The organism is Methanothermobacter sp. K4 (assembly GCF_022014235.1).
Lineage (GTDB): Archaea > Methanobacteriota > Methanobacteria > Methanobacteriales > Methanothermobacteraceae > Methanothermobacter.
Genome location: NZ_JAKLTD010000001.1, coordinates 384,722 through 402,510 on the forward strand (window position 1 = coordinate 384,722; position 17,789 = coordinate 402,510).

Sequence of the window (17,789 nt, forward strand, 5' to 3'; positions counted from 1 at the left end):
GGTCCTCTTTACAGTTTCTGTGACATAGACCAGTGCACTGAAATCTATTCATATATTCAAATTTATAAATATATCTGAGTTATTTATGAGATAAAAAATAAAACCATAAGTGATAACTCTGAGGGAGAAAGGGATAAATGAGAGTTGTTATAGTTGGAGGAGGGGCCGGAGGACTTTCAACGGCCTCAAACATAAGAAAATATGATAAGGATGCAGAGATAACTGTTATAACCCGTGATAAGCACGTGGCATATTCACCCTGCGCAATACCCTACGTTATGTGCGGGGAGGTTGAGTGCTTTGATGATATAGTGATGCACCAGCCAGAGGACTACAGGGAACGCAACATAGATATCCTCACAGAAACCGAGGTGGAAGAGGTTGACCCCAATAAAAAAACCGTGACCTATGTGAAGGATGGTAAACGCCATGAAATACCCTACGACGTCCTTGTCCTTGCAACCGGGGGCTCCCCATTCATACCACCGGTTGAGGGGGTTGACCTTGAGGGAGTGTTCACCATAAGGACGCTCGCAGATGGTGAGAGGATAAGTGAATGGGCCTCACAGAGTAAAAAGGCTGTGGTGGTGGGCGCAGGACTCATAGGTCTTGAGATAGCATATGGTCTTCTGAAAATGGGGCTTGAAGTTACCGTGACAGAGATGCTGCCACAGATCGTCCCCCGTTCCCTGGACCCTGACATGGCAGCCATAGTACAGGAGTACCTTGAGGAGAAGGGGATAAGGGTTGTCCTTGGAAAGGCACTTGAGAGGATAACCGGAGACGGAAGGGTCGAGGCGGTTGCTGTGGGAGATGAGTGCATTGAGGCCGACCTGGTGGTCCTCGCAACAGGGGTGAGGCCAGAGACAAAACTTGCCCGGATGGCGGGATGCGAACTTGGACAGTGGGCGGTCAGGGTCAATGAGAGGATGCAGACAAGCGTACCCGACATTTACGCCGTAGGGGACTGCGTTGAGGTCTACGATGCCGTGACAGGCTTCAGGACACAGTCACCCCTGGGTTCAACTGCTGTGAGACAGGCCCGGGTGGCTGCAAGGAACATCGTGGGTCTTGATGCAACCTTCAGGCCGGTTCTCAACGCTATGGTATCAAAGATAGGTGAACTCGAGTTTGGTGCTGTTGGACTCACAGAGGTCATGGCACTCCAGAGCGGGATAAAGGTGGTCTCAGGAAAGAAGAGGGCCCTTACAAAGGCCAGATACTATCCCGGCGCCGAGAGGATTGATGTGAAGATGATATGTGACCTTAAGGGAAGGATAATCGGGTGCCAGATGGTTGCAAAGGAGAGGGTGGCTGAAAGGGTTGACACCATGTCACTTGCCATATCACAGGGACTCACATGTTCAGATCTTGCATGGACCGAGTTTTCGTATGCACCCCCCGTTTCAATGGTCATCGACCCAATAATCCTTGCAGCGGAGGCCGCCTGTGAAAAACTCAAAAGGGTGAACAGCAAGCAGGATGATTGAAATGAAGCAGTTTCTCATAACCCCTGCGGCGGGTAAACGCCTGATCGCCAGGGGAATGCTTCGACACCCAGAGGTTGAGAGGGTTCTTGAGGAGGGGACCCTTGTTATAATCGCAGGGACAACCAATGGCTACATAGCAGAGGAGATCCTGGCAGGAATCGGTGAAGATGGATTCGATAGAAGGGGCTTTCACAGGGGTATAACGGTCCCTTTAACCATCATGAAGGATGAGATGGGGCGCATGGGCACAGATTTTCCAGGTGACGTCGTTATCAGAGACGGCAGATGGGAGCGTGGTCTTGAAATCTTTGATGTTGCAGACGAACTTGGAAGGGGGGACCTCGTACTCAAGGGTGCCAACGCCCTTGACTATCGATCAGGAAGGGCCGCTGTCTACATAGGCCACCCCATGGGGGGCACGGTGCTTGCTGCACTCCAGGCCGCGGTGGGGAGAAAAACAGGGCTCATAATACCCGTGGGCCTTGAGAAGATAATACCCGGCGACCTTGATGCTATTGCACTCAAACTCAACTCAGCAGCTGCCGGTGGGCCCGGGATGCTTCCCATACCAGGAAGGGTATTCACTGAGGTGGATGCCCTGGAACTTTTAACAGGTGCATCTGCAGAGCCGGTTGCAGCTGGAGGAGTCTGCGGTGCCGAGGGGGCATTTTACATACTGGTTGAGGGTAGTGAAAGATCACTTGAAATTGCAGAGAGGATACTCGGGGAAATTGCGGCTGAACCACCCTACGCCAACCTTTATGATAATGATAAAAATAGCACAGGTCTCTGATTTTATTTTTAATGTATATTCATAATTCTGTTTTATCCTTCTCAACCAGGATAAGAAAAAATTGGGGGGATGAGCGGGCTGAATCTAGGTAGCCTCTATTTTTTTGATATCCCTGAAAGTTCGATAACGTGACCGTATTTCCCTGGCAGCCTCCTTATCCTGTACCTGTATCCTGTGGAGATCTCAAGGGCCGCTGCAGCGGTGTTTGCATAGGGGCAGGTGGATACTGTAACTCCATCATCCTCAAGGGAGCGGCAGAAACCATAGAACCTGCAGTTTTTCACATCCATAACATGCTTCTCTCCTTCAGAGCACTCGATGGATGCCGCGAATCCATGGTTGAGGAAGTATTCCGCTGTTGATTTTACAGGATCCTCAGGGTCAATGATCTCTGCCAGTACGAAGCCCATCTCTCTCGTGACTCCCTGGGAACCATTGCCGAGGACCTTCCAGAGGCTCTCTGTGATGGCCCTGAACATGAGCATGAATGGCTGCTCAGGGGATGATGAATCGGATGTGTGCTCAAACTCGTCTCTGCCCACACCGCACTGGGGGCAGACCCAGCCATCCTCAAGTTCGCTGAACTCCCTGTCAGGGACCTGGTACTGGCATATCCTGCAGACGTACATATCTATCCCTTGAAGTACCTCTCAAGAATGCCCCTGAGCATACGGGCATGCCTTCCCTCATCCCTTGAGCTCTCATGGAAGAAGTCACGGGCCTCATCAACACCACACTCCGTGGCCCTTAGGGCCGCCTCACCCTTTTCCCTGCTGGCAGCCTCTTCACCCTCAAGCATCATCTCGATGTTCTCCTTGAGATTGTCTCTGATTACGCCATTGAGCTCTGCAAACCTGGCGGCATGCTCAGCCTCCTCGAGGGCTATGGTTCTGAGGGCCTCTGCCACCTCAGGGAGGCCCTCCCTCTGGGCCTGCCTTGCCATTGCAAGGTACATGCCAACCTCAGCGCATTCCCCTCTGAAGTTGGCATCAACCACCTTCTCGATCTCAGTACCCCTGCATATGCCTGTCCTGTTTTCGTTCATGTCACTCACCTCCGGATTTCAGCTGCAAGTTTTCTTCCGGCCTCAAAGCAGGCGTCGAGTTCATCATCTGTGGGAACGTAGTACACTTCCTCCTCGCAAGTAACATCGAATCCTGCCTCCACAAGAAGCTCCTTCATGGTTCCTGTGGCCCCACCATTTCCACCCATTGACCCGAATACAAGGGCCTTCCTGGTGCGGGTTCTGTTGAATTTGAGGCCCCTCAGGTACATGAGGAGGTCTCCAACGCTTGGGTAGGGCTCGTCGTATATGGTGGGGGCTCCAAGTGCTATGGCACCACTTTCAAGTATGTCCTTAACGATCTCGCTCCGTTCATCCTCATGGAGACAGTAGACCCTTACATCGACCCCCTCGCTCATAGCTCCCTCTGCTATGGCATGTGCCATTTTCCTGGTTGACCCGTGCATGGTGTCGTAGATCACCGTGACCCGCTCATCCACCATACCGGTGGCCCAGCCTGTGTAGGCCTCTATGATCTTCATGGGGTCTGTCCAGATCTGCCCGTGGGATGGGGCAATCATATGCATCTTCTCTAGAAGCCCCAGCTCCTTAACTTCATCGAATTTTTTGAGGACCAGCTTTGAGAGTGGGGTTATAAGGTTTGCATAGAACTTCCTGGCAGCATCCATGAGGACGTATTCTGGTATCTCCCTGTCAAGGCGCTGGGGGTGGCAGAGGTGCTGTCCAAAGGCGTCGTTTGAGAAGAGTATACCATCTTCAGCAAGGAGGGTGAACATGCTGTCTGGCCAGTGGAGCAGCGGGGCCTCCAGGAATGTCAGTGTCTTCCCGCCAAGCTCAAGTACATCACCTGTTTTCACGGTCCTGAATTCCGCTCCATTGAGGGCAGGGTAGTGTTTCAGGAGCCCCTTAACAGCCACTTCGGTGCAGTATATGGGGGCATCAGGGAACCTTCTGTGGAGTTCCACCAGGACACCGCTGTGGTCCTTTTCAACGTGGTTCTGGACTATGTAGTCAATTCCGTCCATTTTCTCCTGTTTCAGGGCGTCCTCGACCCTCGCCATGAGCTCATCAAAGGTGCCGGGGTAGGAGTTGTCTATGAGTGCAACCCCATCATCTCCACAGACAAGGTAGGCGTTGTATGTGGTGCCCTGGAGGGTGTATCCATGGTAGTTTCTAAGATCCCAGTCCAGGACTCCAGTCCAGTATACTCCATCGGATATTCTTTTTGCTGCGGCCTTCATCTTATCACCGGATATTCAATTCGTATATCATCGAATGTACTATAATCTACGAACTAATATATAATCTTTTCTGTTCTATGGTAGTGAAACAATTTTATGGGTGGTGAAACATAACTCTGCTCAATGAGGGAAAGACAGCAGTTCACAATATTTGCAACAGATAGGGGAATAGAGGTAATCGAGAGTCCCGTCAAATCACTTATACTGTCAGAGCTCATGAAGAGGGAACTCAGATTTCAGGATATAGTCAGAATAACCGGGAAATCCAAGTCCACGGTATCAAAGCACCTCTCGGATCTCAGAATGGCAGGCCTCATAGTTGAAAGGCCGGACCCGGCAGATAGGAGGATAAAGGTCTTCTCAATAAACTCAAGGTACCTGGGTAAACTCAGAAGAAAAAAGCTTGGAGAACTGGATGAGGAAAAAACAGAGTTTCTTGCAGAGCATCTGACATCAGTGGGGGATCCAATTGACTTCTTCAGGCTGATGTTCCATGTGCTCCGGGTTGAACTCATAAAGGAAGGTATAAACATCGACCCCATTCTCCACGAGGTGGGATTGAAGATAGGGGAGGTCATATACCCCACTTTAAGGGCGGGAAACCTTGAGGATCTCCTTGAAAACCTCAGAAGATTCTGGAGGATAAACCGGCTGGGGACCCTGAAGGTGGAAAGCACTGATCCACTTGTAATCAGGGCCTACGACTGCTTTGAATGTGGTCTGCTCCCTGATATCGGGGAATCCGCCTGTGCCCTGGACTCAGGAATACTTGAGGCCGTCTTTGGCAGATACTTCAATTCTGATGTTGAAATACAGGAGACAGAATGCTATGCAAGGGGGGATGAGAGGTGCTCATTCCTGATAAATCCATGATGTTCCCGGTTCAACGGCTACTTGTTGCCCCTGAACCTCACTATGGTGGTTGCAAGGTACCTCCCCTGTGACGGGAAGCCCCTCTCAACCACCTCATCATCCATACTGCAGTTCTCCACAGACACAACATCCCTCTCCCGGGGGTCGGACTCCACAACCTCCCTGGCGCGCCTCCCATGACGGGAGGTCTTCATTATAACGCAGGCATCAACGTTTTCAATTATGCTTCTGAAGCGTTCATCAACCCTTGGCACCACAACAAGGATCTCATCACCCTCCACAATAGCCGTACCTGCACTTGCTGCACATGCTGTGAATGATGTCACACCCGGCACCATCTCTGTCTCAAAGCCCATATCCTCAATCCGCCTCTGAAGGTAACTGAAGGTGCTGTAAATGGAGGGGTCACCCAGAGTTATAAATGCAACGTCCATTCCTGAGGCAAGTTTCCCTGAAACCAGGCGGGCAGCCTCATCCCAGTGCCTTTCAAGCTCCTCCCTATCATCAGTCATGGGAAATACAGGATCAATTATCCTGTAATCATCATCACGTTCACTTAAAACATCCTTCACAATTGAAAGGGCTATGCTGTCCCTTTCAGATGACGAACGGGGAGCGCATATAACTGGAACCGATCTTAAAACCTTCAGGGCCCTTATGGTTAAAAGTTCACTGTCACCGGGCCCAACACCCACACCTATGAGTTTTCCATTCATTAGAAACACCTGATAATCATTCTGCAGACAATGAATTTGTTTTCAGTGGCACTCTCTAAACTTATATAGTTCCTCACCCTTAAATAGACCCCATGGAAAACCCACTTTTCTGTCCCGACTGTGGAATGATGAGGGATAACTGCACATGCAGGGGCAGTGGGCGCCTTTCGTTCTTCAGGAAACTCATAAAATCCGATGAGAAGTCAGATTCCATCAACGAGGACCTCCAGAAGAGGTATCCCCACATACCCGTCGAAATCATAGAGAACTTCCCCTTTCCACAGCCAAGACCAGGGCAGCTTGATATCATAAACGACATCTACCAGGCACTTGAGGATGGCTACCGCTACGTTATACTCGAGGCAGGTACAGGCACTGGAAAATCGGCAATAGCATGCACCCTTGCAGGCATCTACCAGCCTGCATACATCCTCACAATGACAAAACAGCTCCAGGACCAGTATGCCACTGAATTCGGGTTCCCGGTTGTGAAGGGGAGGGGCAACTTCCTCTGCCGCAACGACGACCTGGAGTCCACCTGTGACATGGGAACCTGCCAGACAACCCCCTCATCAGAGAACTTCCACTGCCCCTACGGTGTTGTGAGGGGGGAAACACTCCTCGGAGAGGAGGCATTCCAGGACTCATATGGCAACAGGGTATTCTTCAGGACAGATGAGCACTGCCACTACTGGGAACAGAAGGCAGAGGCCATAAACAGCCCCATAACCCTCATGAACTATGACTACGCATTCCTTGAACTGAACTACGTGGGCCACTTTGACAGGAGGAACCTCATGATACTTGACGAGGCCCACAACATCGAGGATAAACTCATGAAGCGACTGGAGGTCACAATATCCAACAGGCGCCTCAGAAAGGACATTAAGAGGACAATACCCTCCAGCATGATGCAGGAGGATGACCCCGCTGAGTGGATCCTCCAGGTTGAGGCCATAGCCGACCACTACGGTGACCTTGAACTGGAATCACTGCCCAGGAAGAGGAGGGACAGGATAAAGAGGACCATCAAGAGGCTCTCGGAACTTAAAATGAGCCTTGAGGATGAACCAAAAAACTGGGTTATTGATTCCGACGGTGAGTCGGTTTCATTCAAACCCCTCAGGGTCCATCACTATGCACATGACCGCCTCTTCTCCTACTCTGAATCATGCCTCTTCATGAGCGCCACAATACTGAATGAGAGGCTCTTCTGCCAGTGGCTGGGTATAAAGCCCGATGAGGCCTACATAGTAAGGGTCGACAGCCCATTCCCGGCATCAAGAAGGCCCATAGAACTGAAGATAGCCGGAAAAATGTCAAGGAACCGGATAAAGCAGACGGCCCCTGAGACCATCCCCATACTGAACAGAATCCTTGAGAGGCACAGAAACGATAAGGGACTCATACATACACACAACTACCGCTGCCAGAGGTTCATAATGGAGAACATACCAAACAGGAGACTCATCGACCACAGGGCATCCAACAGGGAGGCCGTTCTAAGATACTTTGAGGACTCCACTGAACCACTGGTCCTTGTGAGCCCATCAATGAGTGAGGGCGTTGACCTGCCCTATGATAAGTGCCGTTTCCAGGTGATCTACAAGATACCCTTCCCCTACCTTGGGGATAAGCAGGTGAACAGGAGGCAGAGGATGGACCAGAGGTGGTACGCCTACAAGACAATAATGACACTGATGCAGGCATATGGGCGTGGAATGAGAGCACATGACGACTCATGCTACACCTACATACTGGACGGTAACATAGAGATGCTCTTCAGAAGCCCCCTCTACAGGTCGCTCCTCCCTGAGTTCTTCAAGGAGGCCATAGTCAATGAATAAATTTATTTCATATGATAGATTCTAAAAGGTGGTTTAATGGATTATAGTGACATAGTCAAATTTCATGGGCATTCCTGTGCAGGAACAGCCCTTGGATACATGGTTGGAAAGATCGTGGCAGAGAGATTTGGAAAATCAGAGGATGAGGAGATAGTGGCGGTTGTTGAGAACGACAGCTGCAGCATAGACTCTGTCCAGTTCATGACAGGGTGCACATTCGGTAAGGGAAACCTGATATTCAGGGACCATGGAAAACATGTCTACACGTTCCTGAACAGAAAAACAGGTGAGGGAATAAGGATATCCCTTAAAAAGACCATTGATGAACTCATGGATGAACTGGGAGTTGCTGACAGGGCTGAGATGACAGACAGGATACTTGAAATGGACCCCCATGAACTCTTTGATGTCACCGATGTGGTGGAGGAGATTCCAGAGAAGGCGAGGATCTATGGATCGGTGAGATGCGCTGAATGCGGAGAACCGGTTTCAGAGCACAGGGCAAGAATAAAGAATGGTGAAATAGTCTGCATCCCATGTTTCAGGGCCTAAAATTTTATTTTTTATCATTAGGTTATATTCAGTTCCACCAGATGATCATCCAGATATAAAAAAAACGTTAAATGGATTACCTCGTCTCAGCATTGGCTTCCCAGAAATTAAATGTTTACTGGGGTGCTCTTTAGAATGCTTCCTGTTTGCATGAGGATCAGTGAGAGGAAAAATGACCCTGCTGTGAACAGCAATGTCCACGAATTTAATGGAAAACCTCTAAGAGCCTGCAGCATGACCAGGATTGTGTAACAGGATACTGCTGATATTATCATGTTGGTCTTTTCTTCAGCAGGCTTACTGAGGCGTGCGATAACGAGTCCCGTGAAGATGGCGAATGCCAGGCCCAGAAGGAAACCTGAATTTCTGCTCAGCATCCAGGGAAAAAGGAGCAATATAACCCCAGCCATGAGTACATATGCACGTTGCACCTAAATCACCACCTATCAATGAATAGGGAGGCCCCATTATGATGCAAATCTATACCCTCGTGATGGTACCAGACCATTTAGCTTTCACTGTAATCCCGGAACCCATCGAAATCTACTTTCCAAATATCTTCACAATGAAGCCACCCTTCTACCTCAACAATTTATATAAGTTAGGGTCTTAGCATCCAAAAAGATACTCTATGTCTCTTTGTTTTTACTGTTGGTTCTTAGGAGGTTTTTCAGTTGGGGTGTGTTGATCAGGAGGAGTGTTGTCAGTAATATGATGGCAACATACCAGTTTAAGGTGTTTAGCGCTGGTTGAAGTACCAGTATGATGTAGAGGAGGAGTGCTGTTAGGACCGTTTCAACAAAAATTTTAAGCTGCCCTCTATTGTGCTGGTTTGAAGTTCTATAACCATAGAGGGAGAGCATGGTAAGCATCAAGAGAAAAACCATGAACTCTGAGGCTCCATGGACATCCAACACATAAAGGAATGAAATTACCATCAAAACCGTGAATAGGCCTAAAAACCTTCTTTCATCAAATGACATTTATAAAACCTCCTGAATAAGGAGGAATGGCGGTACTTTAATACCACCACCCACAATGTGTACGATAATAACGCCCTTCTGAAGGTTCAAAGATGAGATAAAGGGCACCCGCTTTGCCCCAAGGACCCCCATACACTGTCCCGGCAACAGCAACCCAGTAATAAACCTTCCACCAGTTAAACTCCTCACCATGCCATTTACCCTTCTTCTTCAGTCTATACTTCCAGTTTTTACCTTTGATGTTTTGCATTTCCGCGGTGCTTAGGATTTTTTCTGTTTTTATATGGGGTTCTGTTTGGTTTTCTGGGTTTGTCTGATTTTCTGGTTCTGTTGTGTTTTCAGTTGTTTCTGTTTGGTTGGTGGTTGTGAGGGTGTAGCCTGTTTAGATTTTCTGGAATTCTTCCAGTGGTATTTCTATGTTTCCCTGTGTGGGGTCTGCGAGTTTAACGGTGTTGCTGGTGACTTCCCTGATGAGGGTGTAGTGTCCCTCGCCGCAGCTCACTGTATAGGCGATCATGTTCCCGCGGAGTTCAGTGATGTTGAGTTTCACTCCAATGAGGTTCACGCCTTTTGCCTTTGCTGCTTTGATGAGTCCCTGCATTGTTGTTCCGTCTTCTGTGGTTTCGGCGAGGTCTGCGAGTTCGTCTTCGGTTGTGTTTATTCTGAGGTTCTGGAGTAGTGTGGCGAGTGCTGCCGGCCCGCAGGTGTAGTTCCTGGTCTGCATAACCACTCCTGTGGTGTCGGCTGTGATGTTATCGTCTATGGTGAACTCTGCTGGATCCGTGAAGTTCCCTTCAGGGTTATCTGCTGTGGATAGTTCCATGGGATCGGTGGGGTTGTTGTTATCCTGTGGGGTTTCTGCGGCCGCAGCAGCGTTAAAGGATACCGTGAGTGTGAGGAGGATCAGCAAACCCCAAAGACACGACTTTCTCATCCATCATCACCACCATAAATTGATAATAAACCTATAAGAAAAACTCATATATATATTACGGTTCACTTTTAATGTATTATTCACGTTGATGGGAAAGGATTCTTCTGGGGGGTTGCTTTCCTGTCACCTGGCGATCATCGGGGTCATCGGTTTTTCCTGCTTTGTCTTAGGGAACCCTTTATATCCCCCCTTTTTTTCTGGTACAGCTTTGGGGATACTGTTAATTGGTGGATATGGACCCGGGTGTTGATGATTTATTTAATTTATTTTTTCATCCCCTCTTTTTTTGGGTTCTTTTGTGTTTGAGGGGTTCTGGGATGATGTTGATTATTCCGGCTGGGAGAATGGCTGACCATAGGCTCTCTATTGTGCCTTTGGTTAAACTGATATCCATGAGTGTTGAATAGGTGATACCTGTGATGTTGATGATGGCAAGTGATAGGAGACATGGTGGCCAGTTCTCCCCCCACCATGCCTTCAGGAAACTTAGCAGGAGCAGATTGAGCAGCAGGTAAAACAGGGCTGTGTTCAGCCGCTGATAGATGATTTGAAAGAGTCCGCTCGCCGGGATGCCCCCTGAGAATAGGATTAGGAGTGTTGACATGAAAACAATCACCATTCCAGCCATACTTACAAAATAACTCTCCTCTGATTTCATTAAAACCCACCATATTACCCATCGCGATGATACCTGTGAACTAGATAATTACTTGATAGCCTATGAATGGGCTGTAGAATAAATGATTAGGCTTATAATTCTTATTGTATAAATTCAGAACCAAATGAAACACGGACCCGGGGGGATTTGAACCCCCGACCTTGGGATCCGAAGTCCCACGTCATATTCCAGGCTAGACTACGGGCCCTACAGACACTTCTCTATTTAAACTTAACCATTTAAATATTTTCTCATAGCCGTACACCACCACAGATTTATAGAGGGTACCCTTTAGATATACATAAAGTTTCAGGAATCTTAATGGGCCAGTGGCGATTGAAATGCTTGCAAAGAGGATAATACCATGTCTTGACTGCGACCTCCAGGTTCCGCATGGCAGGGTCGTGAAGGGCGTTGAATTCAAGAGGATAAGATATGCGGGGGACCCTGTGGAACTTGCAACCCGCTACTACGAGGATGGTGCCGATGAGATAGTCTTCCTTGACATAACAGCCTCCCATGAGAGAAGGGAGACCATGACCCATGTGATAGAGGCAACCACCGAGAACGTCTTCGTGCCCATATGTGTGGGGGGAGGCGTAAGGAAACCAGAGGACTACGTTAAGATGCTGAAGGCCGGCGCAGATAAGTGCTCAACAAACACGGCGGCAATAAAAAACCCTGAACTCATCAGTGAGGCATCAAAACTCGTGGGGTCCCAGGCATGTGTCGTGGCAATAGATGCCAAGAGGAGATACATTGAAAACCCCCGGGAATCAGATGAGAGATTCATAATAGAAGTTGATGACGGCTACTGCTGGTACGAGTGCAGCATATACGGTGGAAGGGAGTTCACAGGGATAGACGCCATAAACTGGGCAATGGAGTGCCAGGAGAGGGGGGCAGGGGAGATACTCCTCACATCCATGGACCGGGACGGCACGAAGGAGGGCTATGACATTCCACTCACAAGGACCATGAGCGAGAACCTGGACATACCTGTCATAGCATCAGGGGGAGTGGGAAACCCCCAGCACATATACGAGGCCTTCACAGATGGAAAGGCAGACGCGGCCCTCGCTGCAAGCATATTCCACTTCAACGAGTATCCGGTCCCTGCTGTGAAGGAGTACCTTCATTCAAGGGGTATCCCGGTGAGACTACAGGAAAAACGGGGTTAAACTATACATGGATATACCTGTAAGGGAATTTGACCTTGAACTGACACAGGAGAGTGGCCAGACATCCCAGCCACCATGGAGAAGGGTTGACGGCGCCTTCAGGGAGCTCCTCATAATCGAGGGAGTGCCATGCCCTGTGGAGGTGAGGGTTGAGGATGAAGTCCTCAGGGTGAACCCCTACTCTGAAGTCCCCAGAAAACCTTTAAAGAAGAAGATAGAGTATATATTTGACCTTAAATTTGAAATTGAAGATTTATACAGTTTTCTTGAGGATAAGGGGCTCTCAGATACTATCCAATCATCAGGGGGCCTGAGGTTATTCCTTGCAAAGGATCAATTTGAGTGCATAATCTCCTCCATAGCCTCCGCCAACTGCTCCATTAAGAGATGGACAAGGGCAGTGGATGATATCAAAAGGGGCTGGGGTGACTGCCACGTATTCAGGGGGGAGAGGTTCTACACCTTTCCCTCACCCGCCACCCTTGCAGGGGTTGAGGAGGAATCACTTGAGGACCTTCAGAGGCGTGAGGATAAGCTCCCTGATGATTTCAGGTTCACTGACCTCAGATCATGTGGGGTGGGCTACAGGGCCCCCTACATAAGGGAGACCTCAAGGATACTCTCTGAGGAACTTGATATCAGCGAAATCCACAGGATGGACTATCAGGACGCCAGGGAGGTCCTCCTTGAACTGCCAGGGGTTGGCCCGAAGGTGGCTGACTGCATACTCCTCTATGGGTTCAGGAAGACCGAGGCGTTCCCTGTTGACGTATGGGTGAGGAGGATAATGAACCACCTCTACCCTGAGAGGAACTTCAGTGCCAGGGGGATTGCTGAATTTGCAGCCCGAGAGTACGGTGAAATGGCGGGTTACGTCCAGCTATACCTATTCAACCATGCAAGGAGGTCGGGGCTACTTGAAAAACTCAGGGGTTAAGATGAGGATCAAATGCTCTCCTAAGGAGCTTGCGCCTGGGGATCTTTAAGATGAAGGATGTTATTGATGAGTTCAGGAGGGCCGCAGGGAAATCTTTCAGGGAACTCAGAAGGGTCCTGGATGAAAAATACTGCTGGAAGTGTCCCCAGAGGTCAACAAGGGACAGGATAGGCTGCAGGGAGGTTGAGGCATGGATGCGTCTCACCTCAGCCCTTGAGGAGGAACTCACAGGACAGGTGAAGGGACTCGGCGAGAACTATGATGAACGTGTGCTCTTAAGGATAAGGGATAAGACTGGGGGGACCAACATTAAGATAATCAGGAATAAGGGGGGATACATAATCATCAGGGATAGTACCTCTGGCCTCAGGGTGGGCCATGAGGTGATGGTTGGCTCCAGGATCCTCAGGGTTGAGGGACTGGATGGCGCCGCTGTCATAACTGATGGGGGAAGGTACCCCCTTTATGAGGTGCGTGGCAGGGTCCTGGACAGGGTTCGACCCGGGCACCCATTCTACAGGTATATAAGGGCACTGGAGGGCCATGATGAATGATCTGAATGAAAGACTGAAATCTGTTTCGTCAGTTAAGGAAGCCTCTGATATTGTCTTTGATGAAATAAAAATGAGAACAGGAAGCAGGTACTGCTATGTGGCCTACGTTGACCCTGAAAATGGGGACAGTGTTGGTATAAGGTTTTCCCACCTGACCGATTACTGCAGCTACTATGAGGAGCTGGGTGAGGCAAGGTTCAGGCTACCGAAAAGCGGGAGATACGGGGGGCTCCTGGGTTACTCCCTTGATACAGGGGAGTCATTCTTCACCAACAACCCGGCAGGACACCCTGCAGCCCACGGGATACCAGAGGGGCACATAAAGGTTTCAAGGTTCCTATCCGTGGCGGTGAAGGATGATGAGGGGATCCTAGGGCAGATAGTGGCAGCAGATCCCCCTGAAAATTACAATGAGGGCCACCTCAGGGTGGCTGAGGAGATCGCAGAGGCCTACGCCGGGGTCCTTAGAAGGTTCTACCGTGGCGAGATACCCCTCAGATAGAACCCTCCAGGGAATCCTCACTCGTCATAGACCCTGACCTTCAGCATCCGGTCGCCCCTCTCTATTGATTCAACAACATCCATGCCCTGCACAACCCGGCCGAAGACTGTGTGAACCCCATCAAGGTGAGGCTGGGGGGAGAGTGTTATGAAGAACTGACTACCACCGGTGTCCCTCCCTGCGTGGGCCATTGAGAGGGCCCCCTTCACGTGTTTATTGGGGTTTATCTCACACTTTATGGTGTAACCCGGACCACCGGTACCATCACCCACCGGGCAGCCCCCCTGAATCACAAAGTCCGGTATTACCCTGTGGAATGTGAGTCCATCATAGAAGCCGGTGTTTGCAAGTTTCTCAAAATTGGCAACTGTATTCGGGGCATCCTCAGGGAAGAGGATAAGCTCTATTTCTCCCTTAACGGTTTCAATAACAGCCCTTTTCATTTAACCACCATAACATACATATTTATTATCCTTTTAGGTTCAAGATTAATATAAGTCCACCATATAGGTTCCGGTGATATCATGGATTCAGAGGAAGTAATTGAACTTGAAAAAAAATTTATCATGCAGACCTACACGCGGCAGCCCATTGTACTCTCCCATGGCAAGGGCGCCACTGTATGGGATATTGATGGTAACTCCTACATTGACTGCTTTGCTGGTGTTGCTGTTAACAGCATTGGACATGCCCACCCAAAGGTTGCCCTTGCAATCTGTCACCAGGCCCAGAGGCTCATCCACTCATCCAACATATACTATACCAGGGAGCAGGCGGAACTTGCAAAGCTCCTCACAGGGATATCCCCCCATGACAGGGTTTTCTTTGCAAACAGCGGTGCTGAGGCAAATGAGGGGGCCATAAAACTTGCAAGAAAGTTCACAGGAAAATCTGAGATAATAGCCGCGGAGAACTCCTTCCATGGAAGGACCCTTGCAACTGTAACCGCCACGGGACAGAAGAAGTACAGCGAACCATTCAGGCCGCTGCCAGAGGGATTCAAACACGTCCCCTACGGGGACCTGGGTGCAATGGCAGATGCCATAGGAGATGACACGGCAGCCATAATACTTGAACCCGTGCAGGGCGAGGGCGGTGTTATCGTTCCCCCTGAGGGCTACCTGAGGGACGTGGGGGAACTTGCAAGGCAGAACGATGTTCTCCTCATACTCGATGAGGTGCAGACAGGGTTTGGAAGGACCGGGGCAATGTTTGCATCGGAGCTATTTGATGTGCGACCTGACATCACCACGGTTGCAAAGGCCATGGGTGGAGGATACCCCATAGGCGCCGTGCTTGCAGATGAAAGGGTTGCATCTGCATTCAAACCAGGAGACCATGGATCAACATTCGGGGGGAACCCGCTGGGATGCGCAGCTGCCATAGCAACCATTGAGGTTTTACTGGATGAGAAGCTCCCTGAGAGGGCAGCCAGGATGGGTTCCTATTTCATGGCAAGGCTCAGGCAGGTTCTGCAGGGCTGTGATTCTGTGAGGGACATCCGTGGCGTGGGCCTCATGATCGGGATAGAACTTGATGGCGACTGCAGCAGGGTCGTTGACGAGGCAAGGAAAATGGGGGTGCTGATAAACTGCACTGCGGGCAATGTGATAAGGCTGGTTCCTCCACTTGTCATAAAGAAGGAGGAGATAGATGCAGCGGTCGATGTCCTCGGACAGGTCATCGCCGAGGTTCAGTAAGTTTCATGGTTTAAGGGGTGTCATCGAGGTTTGGGGTGCCCAAAAAGCCATGGATTTTCATTTTTAAATTCGCGGAGCCAGGGTGAAAATTCCATTTCACCACCAGTGAACCAGCACCAGTCCTCGTGTTCACTGCTGATTTTCGGAACACCCCCTTTAAACTCAGTAGAGAAGACAATGTTGACCGATACCTTCTCCGGGAAAACCTGCTCAAATGCACCCAGAACATGCATGGGCCTGATTTCAAGGCCTGTCTCCTCATAAACTTCCCTTGATAGCGCCTCATCCAGTGTTTCACCACCATCAGGTTTTCCACCGGGAAGCTCCCACATTGAGGGATTTGTTGCTGAATCACGGGATCTTTTCAGAATGAGAACACCATCATCGCCCCTTATAAGGGCCCTAACGACCGGTATGAATGGTTTCATATTTTCACATCCCAAGAACTTTTATTAGTCAGTTGAATGAAAGATTTGATTGGTTCATTAATTAATCTGGGAGGATCATCGATTATGTTTTCTGATATTGAGGTTAACGATAAGGGACACCTTGTGATTGGAGGCGCCGATGCAGTTGAACTGGCAGATGAATACGGCACCCCACTCTATGTTATCGATGAGATGAGAATAAGGGACAATTACAGGAGGCTCCACAGGGCATTCTCCAGGAACTATTCAGATTTCCAGGTGTTCTACGCATGTAAGGCCAACACCAACCTCGCGGTTATGAGGATACTTGAGGAGGAGGGCAGTGGAATCGATGCCGTGTCTCCGGGGGAGATCTACACCGCCCTCATGGCAGGTTTTGACCCTGAAAGGATCCTCTACACAGGCAACAATGTGAGGGATGATGAGCTGCAGTTTGCACTTGAAGCGGGTGTGAGGATCAATATTGATTCAAGGTCACAGCTTCTGAGGCTGGCGGAGATGGCCCCTGAGGGACTTGAGGTATCATTCAGGGTCAACCCCCTTGTGGGTGCAGGCCACCATGAGCACTGCATCACCGGCGGGGAGATGAGCAAGTTCGGTATCATGGAAAGCGAGGCCCCGGAGGTTTACAGTCTCGCACTTGACCTTGGCCTTAAGCCGGTGGGTATACATGCCCATATAGGGTCAGGAATACTTGACCCGGAGCCCTTCATGCTGGCAGTTGAGTCCCTCATGGATATCGCGGGAAGGGTCCATGGGGAGACAGGGGTCGAATTTGAATTCATAGACTTCGGCGGAGGTCTTGGCATACCCTACACTCCAGATGAGGAGCCACTGGACATCGATGAATTCGCATCACGGATAACGTGCCTCTTTAAGGATAAACTATCTGATTATGGCCTTGGAAAGCCTGTGATGTGCCTTGAACCTGGAAGGTACATAGTTGGGGATGCATCATATCTCCTAACACGCGTTAACACCATAAAGGAGAGTTACAGGAAATTCGCAGGGGTTGACGCAGGCTTCAACACACTGCTGAGGCCGGCCATGTATGGTTCCTACCACCACATCCTGGTTGCAGACAGGCCCCTTGCTGAGCCCTCAGGGAAGATAGACATAGCAGGGAATGTGTGTGAATCAGGGGACCTATTTGCAAGGGACAGGCCCATGCCTGAGGTCAGTGAGGGTGACATCCTTGCCATCATGAATGCAGGTGCCTATTCCTTCTCAATGGCCTCCCAGTACAACTCCCGCCCACGACCGGCTGAGGTGCTTGTAAGGGATGGTGATGCAGAGGTTGTAAGGAGGAGGGAGACATTCGCTGATCTCCTATCAGGACAGACCATACCTCCAAGGCTCCTTAAGAGGTAGATAGA

Annotated in this window: 20 protein-coding genes and 1 tRNA gene; 11 read left to right on the forward strand and 10 right to left on the reverse strand. The window is 49.8% G+C overall.

The features are described 5' to 3' along the window. The first annotated feature begins 137 nt into the window (after positions 1 to 137). Together L5462_RS01970 and L5462_RS01975 are read left to right on the forward strand one after the other, a co-directional pair. On the forward strand, positions 138 to 1,490 hold the full coding sequence (locus L5462_RS01970; RefSeq protein WP_237779161.1) for an FAD-dependent oxidoreductase: 1,353 nt from the start codon (positions 138 to 140) through the stop codon (positions 1,488 to 1,490). A 1-nt stretch (position 1,491) separates the two neighbouring features. Beyond that, positions 1,492 to 2,283 carry a hypothetical protein gene (locus L5462_RS01975; RefSeq protein WP_237779162.1) on the forward strand — a complete coding sequence of 264 codons (792 nt, stop codon included), beginning with the start codon at positions 1,492 to 1,494 and terminating at the stop codon, positions 2,281 to 2,283. A 95-nt stretch (positions 2,284 to 2,378) separates the two neighbouring features. Here L5462_RS01975 and L5462_RS01980 read toward each other — a convergent pair whose 3' ends face one another. Genes L5462_RS01980 through L5462_RS01990 form a run of 3 tightly spaced genes read right to left on the reverse strand, consistent with a single transcriptional unit; the run spans position 2,379 to position 4,548 of the window. Then, a complete protein-coding gene (locus L5462_RS01980) occupies positions 2,379 to 2,912 on the reverse strand; it encodes a rubredoxin (protein ID WP_237779163.1) in 534 nt (177 codons plus the stop codon). A gap of 2 nt (positions 2,913 to 2,914) precedes the next feature. Further along, positions 2,915 to 3,328, reverse strand: a complete 414-nt coding sequence (locus L5462_RS01985) for a ferritin family protein (protein ID WP_237779164.1) — start codon at positions 3,326 to 3,328, stop codon at positions 2,915 to 2,917. 5 nt (positions 3,329 to 3,333) lie between these two features. Continuing rightward, the gene (locus tag L5462_RS01990) at positions 3,334 to 4,548 is read right to left on the reverse strand and encodes an FprA family A-type flavoprotein (RefSeq protein WP_237779165.1); all 1,215 of its coding nucleotides are present in this window, start codon (positions 4,546 to 4,548) and stop codon (positions 3,334 to 3,336) included. A 123-nt stretch (positions 4,549 to 4,671) separates the two neighbouring features. Between L5462_RS01990 and L5462_RS01995 the strand changes: the two genes are divergently transcribed. Next, positions 4,672 to 5,421, forward strand: coding sequence for a V4R domain-containing protein (locus tag L5462_RS01995; RefSeq protein WP_237779166.1), 750 nt, complete (start codon positions 4,672 to 4,674; stop codon positions 5,419 to 5,421). Between the two features lie 17 nt (positions 5,422 to 5,438). On the opposite strand, the gene cobI is transcribed toward L5462_RS01995, so the two are convergent. Continuing rightward, a complete protein-coding gene (cobI, locus tag L5462_RS02000) occupies positions 5,439 to 6,137 on the reverse strand; it encodes a precorrin-2 C(20)-methyltransferase (protein WP_237779167.1) in 699 nt (232 codons plus the stop codon). Between the two features lie 92 nt (positions 6,138 to 6,229). Here cobI and L5462_RS02005 point away from each other — a divergent pair, with 92 nt between their 5' ends. Both L5462_RS02005 and L5462_RS02010 read left to right on the forward strand, forming a co-directional pair. Continuing rightward, positions 6,230 to 7,984 (forward strand): helicase C-terminal domain-containing protein, encoded by a 1,755-nt coding sequence (locus L5462_RS02005; RefSeq protein WP_237779168.1) that lies wholly within the window; start codon positions 6,230 to 6,232, stop codon positions 7,982 to 7,984. Positions 7,985 to 8,020: 36 nt separating this feature from the next. Next, positions 8,021 to 8,536, forward strand: coding sequence for an FmdE family protein (locus L5462_RS02010; protein ID WP_237779169.1), 516 nt, complete (start codon positions 8,021 to 8,023; stop codon positions 8,534 to 8,536). A 629-nt stretch (positions 8,537 to 9,165) separates the two neighbouring features. Here the strand turns inward: L5462_RS02010 and L5462_RS02015 are convergent. The 4 genes from L5462_RS02015 to L5462_RS02030 form a co-directional block, all read right to left on the reverse strand. Beyond that, a complete protein-coding gene (locus L5462_RS02015) occupies positions 9,166 to 9,519 on the reverse strand; it encodes a hypothetical protein (protein WP_237779170.1) in 354 nt (117 codons plus the stop codon). A 382-nt stretch (positions 9,520 to 9,901) separates the two neighbouring features. Continuing rightward, positions 9,902 to 10,453: a cysteine peptidase family C39 domain-containing protein gene (locus L5462_RS02020; protein WP_237779171.1), complete on the reverse strand. Its 552-nt coding sequence runs from the start codon at positions 10,451 to 10,453 to the stop codon at positions 9,902 to 9,904. 271 nt (positions 10,454 to 10,724) lie between these two features. Further along, positions 10,725 to 11,057 carry a hypothetical protein gene (locus L5462_RS02025; RefSeq protein WP_237779172.1) on the reverse strand — a complete coding sequence of 111 codons (333 nt, stop codon included), beginning with the start codon at positions 11,055 to 11,057 and terminating at the stop codon, positions 10,725 to 10,727. Positions 11,058 to 11,243: 186 nt separating this feature from the next. Then, positions 11,244 to 11,319, reverse strand: a tRNA-Arg gene (locus L5462_RS02030). Between the two features lie 133 nt (positions 11,320 to 11,452). On the opposite strand from L5462_RS02030, the gene hisF reads away from it, so the two are divergent. The 4 genes from hisF to L5462_RS02050 are packed head-to-tail and all read left to right on the forward strand — an operon-like array spanning position 11,453 to position 14,285. Further along, a complete protein-coding gene (gene hisF / locus L5462_RS02035; protein WP_237779488.1) occupies positions 11,453 to 12,292 on the forward strand; it encodes an imidazole glycerol phosphate synthase subunit HisF in 840 nt (279 codons plus the stop codon). Positions 12,293 to 12,299: 7 nt separating this feature from the next. Next, positions 12,300 to 13,229 carry a DNA glycosylase gene (locus tag L5462_RS02040; protein WP_237779173.1) on the forward strand — a complete coding sequence of 310 codons (930 nt, stop codon included), beginning with the start codon at positions 12,300 to 12,302 and terminating at the stop codon, positions 13,227 to 13,229. A gap of 50 nt (positions 13,230 to 13,279) precedes the next feature. Beyond that, positions 13,280 to 13,783 carry a hypothetical protein gene (locus L5462_RS02045; protein ID WP_237779174.1) on the forward strand — a complete coding sequence of 168 codons (504 nt, stop codon included), beginning with the start codon at positions 13,280 to 13,282 and terminating at the stop codon, positions 13,781 to 13,783. After that, positions 13,776 to 14,285, forward strand: a complete 510-nt coding sequence (locus tag L5462_RS02050; RefSeq protein WP_237779175.1) for a GAF domain-containing protein — start codon at positions 13,776 to 13,778, stop codon at positions 14,283 to 14,285. Before L5462_RS02045 ends, L5462_RS02050 begins: the two co-directional genes overlap by 8 nt. A gap of 17 nt (positions 14,286 to 14,302) precedes the next feature. Here the strand turns inward: L5462_RS02050 and L5462_RS02055 are convergent, their stop codons facing one another. Continuing rightward, positions 14,303 to 14,728, reverse strand: a complete 426-nt coding sequence (locus tag L5462_RS02055; protein WP_237779176.1) for a peptidylprolyl isomerase — start codon at positions 14,726 to 14,728, stop codon at positions 14,303 to 14,305. Between the two features lie 81 nt (positions 14,729 to 14,809). Here L5462_RS02055 and L5462_RS02060 point away from each other — a divergent pair, with 81 nt between their 5' ends. Continuing rightward, complete coding sequence (locus L5462_RS02060; protein WP_237779177.1) at positions 14,810 to 15,985, forward strand: acetylornithine transaminase; 1,176 nt, start codon at positions 14,810 to 14,812, stop codon at positions 15,983 to 15,985. 20 nt (positions 15,986 to 16,005) lie between these two features. On the opposite strand, the gene L5462_RS02065 is transcribed toward L5462_RS02060, so the two are convergent. Further along, entirely contained in the window at positions 16,006 to 16,413 is a 408-nt protein-coding gene (locus L5462_RS02065; RefSeq protein ID WP_237779178.1) for an NUDIX domain-containing protein, read from the reverse strand. Between the two features lie 84 nt (positions 16,414 to 16,497). On the opposite strand from L5462_RS02065, the gene lysA reads away from it, so the two are divergent. Next, the gene (gene lysA / locus L5462_RS02070; RefSeq protein WP_237779179.1) at positions 16,498 to 17,784 is read left to right on the forward strand and encodes a diaminopimelate decarboxylase; all 1,287 of its coding nucleotides are present in this window, start codon (positions 16,498 to 16,500) and stop codon (positions 17,782 to 17,784) included. The last annotated feature ends 5 nt before the right edge of the window (positions 17,785 to 17,789 follow it).

Bases quoted from the DNA above. Each gene is read 5' to 3' on its own strand.
- L5462_RS01970 (WP_237779161.1), top strand. From the start codon at position 138: ATGAGAGTTGTTATAGTTGGAGGAGGGGCCGGAGGACTTTCAACGGCC.
- L5462_RS01975 (WP_237779162.1), top strand. From the start codon at position 1,492: ATGAAGCAGTTTCTCATAACCCCTGCGGCGGGTAAACGCCTGATCGCC.
- L5462_RS01980 (WP_237779163.1), bottom strand. From the start codon at position 2,912: ATGTACGTCTGCAGGATATGCCAGTACCAGGTCCCTGACAGGGAGTTC.
- L5462_RS01985 (WP_237779164.1), bottom strand. From the start codon at position 3,328: ATGAACGAAAACAGGACAGGCATATGCAGGGGTACTGAGATCGAGAAG.
- L5462_RS01990 (WP_237779165.1), bottom strand. From the start codon at position 4,548: ATGAAGGCCGCAGCAAAAAGAATATCCGATGGAGTATACTGGACTGGA.
- L5462_RS01995 (WP_237779166.1), top strand. From the start codon at position 4,672: ATGAGGGAAAGACAGCAGTTCACAATATTTGCAACAGATAGGGGAATA.
- cobI (WP_237779167.1), bottom strand. From the start codon at position 6,137: ATGAATGGAAAACTCATAGGTGTGGGTGTTGGGCCCGGTGACAGTGAA.
- L5462_RS02005 (WP_237779168.1), top strand. From the start codon at position 6,230: ATGGAAAACCCACTTTTCTGTCCCGACTGTGGAATGATGAGGGATAAC.
- L5462_RS02010 (WP_237779169.1), top strand. From the start codon at position 8,021: ATGGATTATAGTGACATAGTCAAATTTCATGGGCATTCCTGTGCAGGA.
- L5462_RS02015 (WP_237779170.1), bottom strand. From the start codon at position 9,519: ATGTCATTTGATGAAAGAAGGTTTTTAGGCCTATTCACGGTTTTGATG.
- L5462_RS02020 (WP_237779171.1), bottom strand. From the start codon at position 10,453: ATGAGAAAGTCGTGTCTTTGGGGTTTGCTGATCCTCCTCACACTCACG.
- L5462_RS02025 (WP_237779172.1), bottom strand. From the start codon at position 11,057: ATGTCAACACTCCTAATCCTATTCTCAGGGGGCATCCCGGCGAGCGGA.
- hisF (WP_237779488.1), top strand. From the start codon at position 11,453: ATGCTTGCAAAGAGGATAATACCATGTCTTGACTGCGACCTCCAGGTT.
- L5462_RS02040 (WP_237779173.1), top strand. From the start codon at position 12,300: ATGGATATACCTGTAAGGGAATTTGACCTTGAACTGACACAGGAGAGT.
- L5462_RS02045 (WP_237779174.1), top strand. From the start codon at position 13,280: ATGAAGGATGTTATTGATGAGTTCAGGAGGGCCGCAGGGAAATCTTTC.
- L5462_RS02050 (WP_237779175.1), top strand. From the start codon at position 13,776: ATGAATGATCTGAATGAAAGACTGAAATCTGTTTCGTCAGTTAAGGAA.
- L5462_RS02055 (WP_237779176.1), bottom strand. From the start codon at position 14,728: ATGAAAAGGGCTGTTATTGAAACCGTTAAGGGAGAAATAGAGCTTATC.
- L5462_RS02060 (WP_237779177.1), top strand. From the start codon at position 14,810: ATGGATTCAGAGGAAGTAATTGAACTTGAAAAAAAATTTATCATGCAG.
- L5462_RS02065 (WP_237779178.1), bottom strand. From the start codon at position 16,413: ATGAAACCATTCATACCGGTCGTTAGGGCCCTTATAAGGGGCGATGAT.
- lysA (WP_237779179.1), top strand. From the start codon at position 16,498: ATGTTTTCTGATATTGAGGTTAACGATAAGGGACACCTTGTGATTGGA.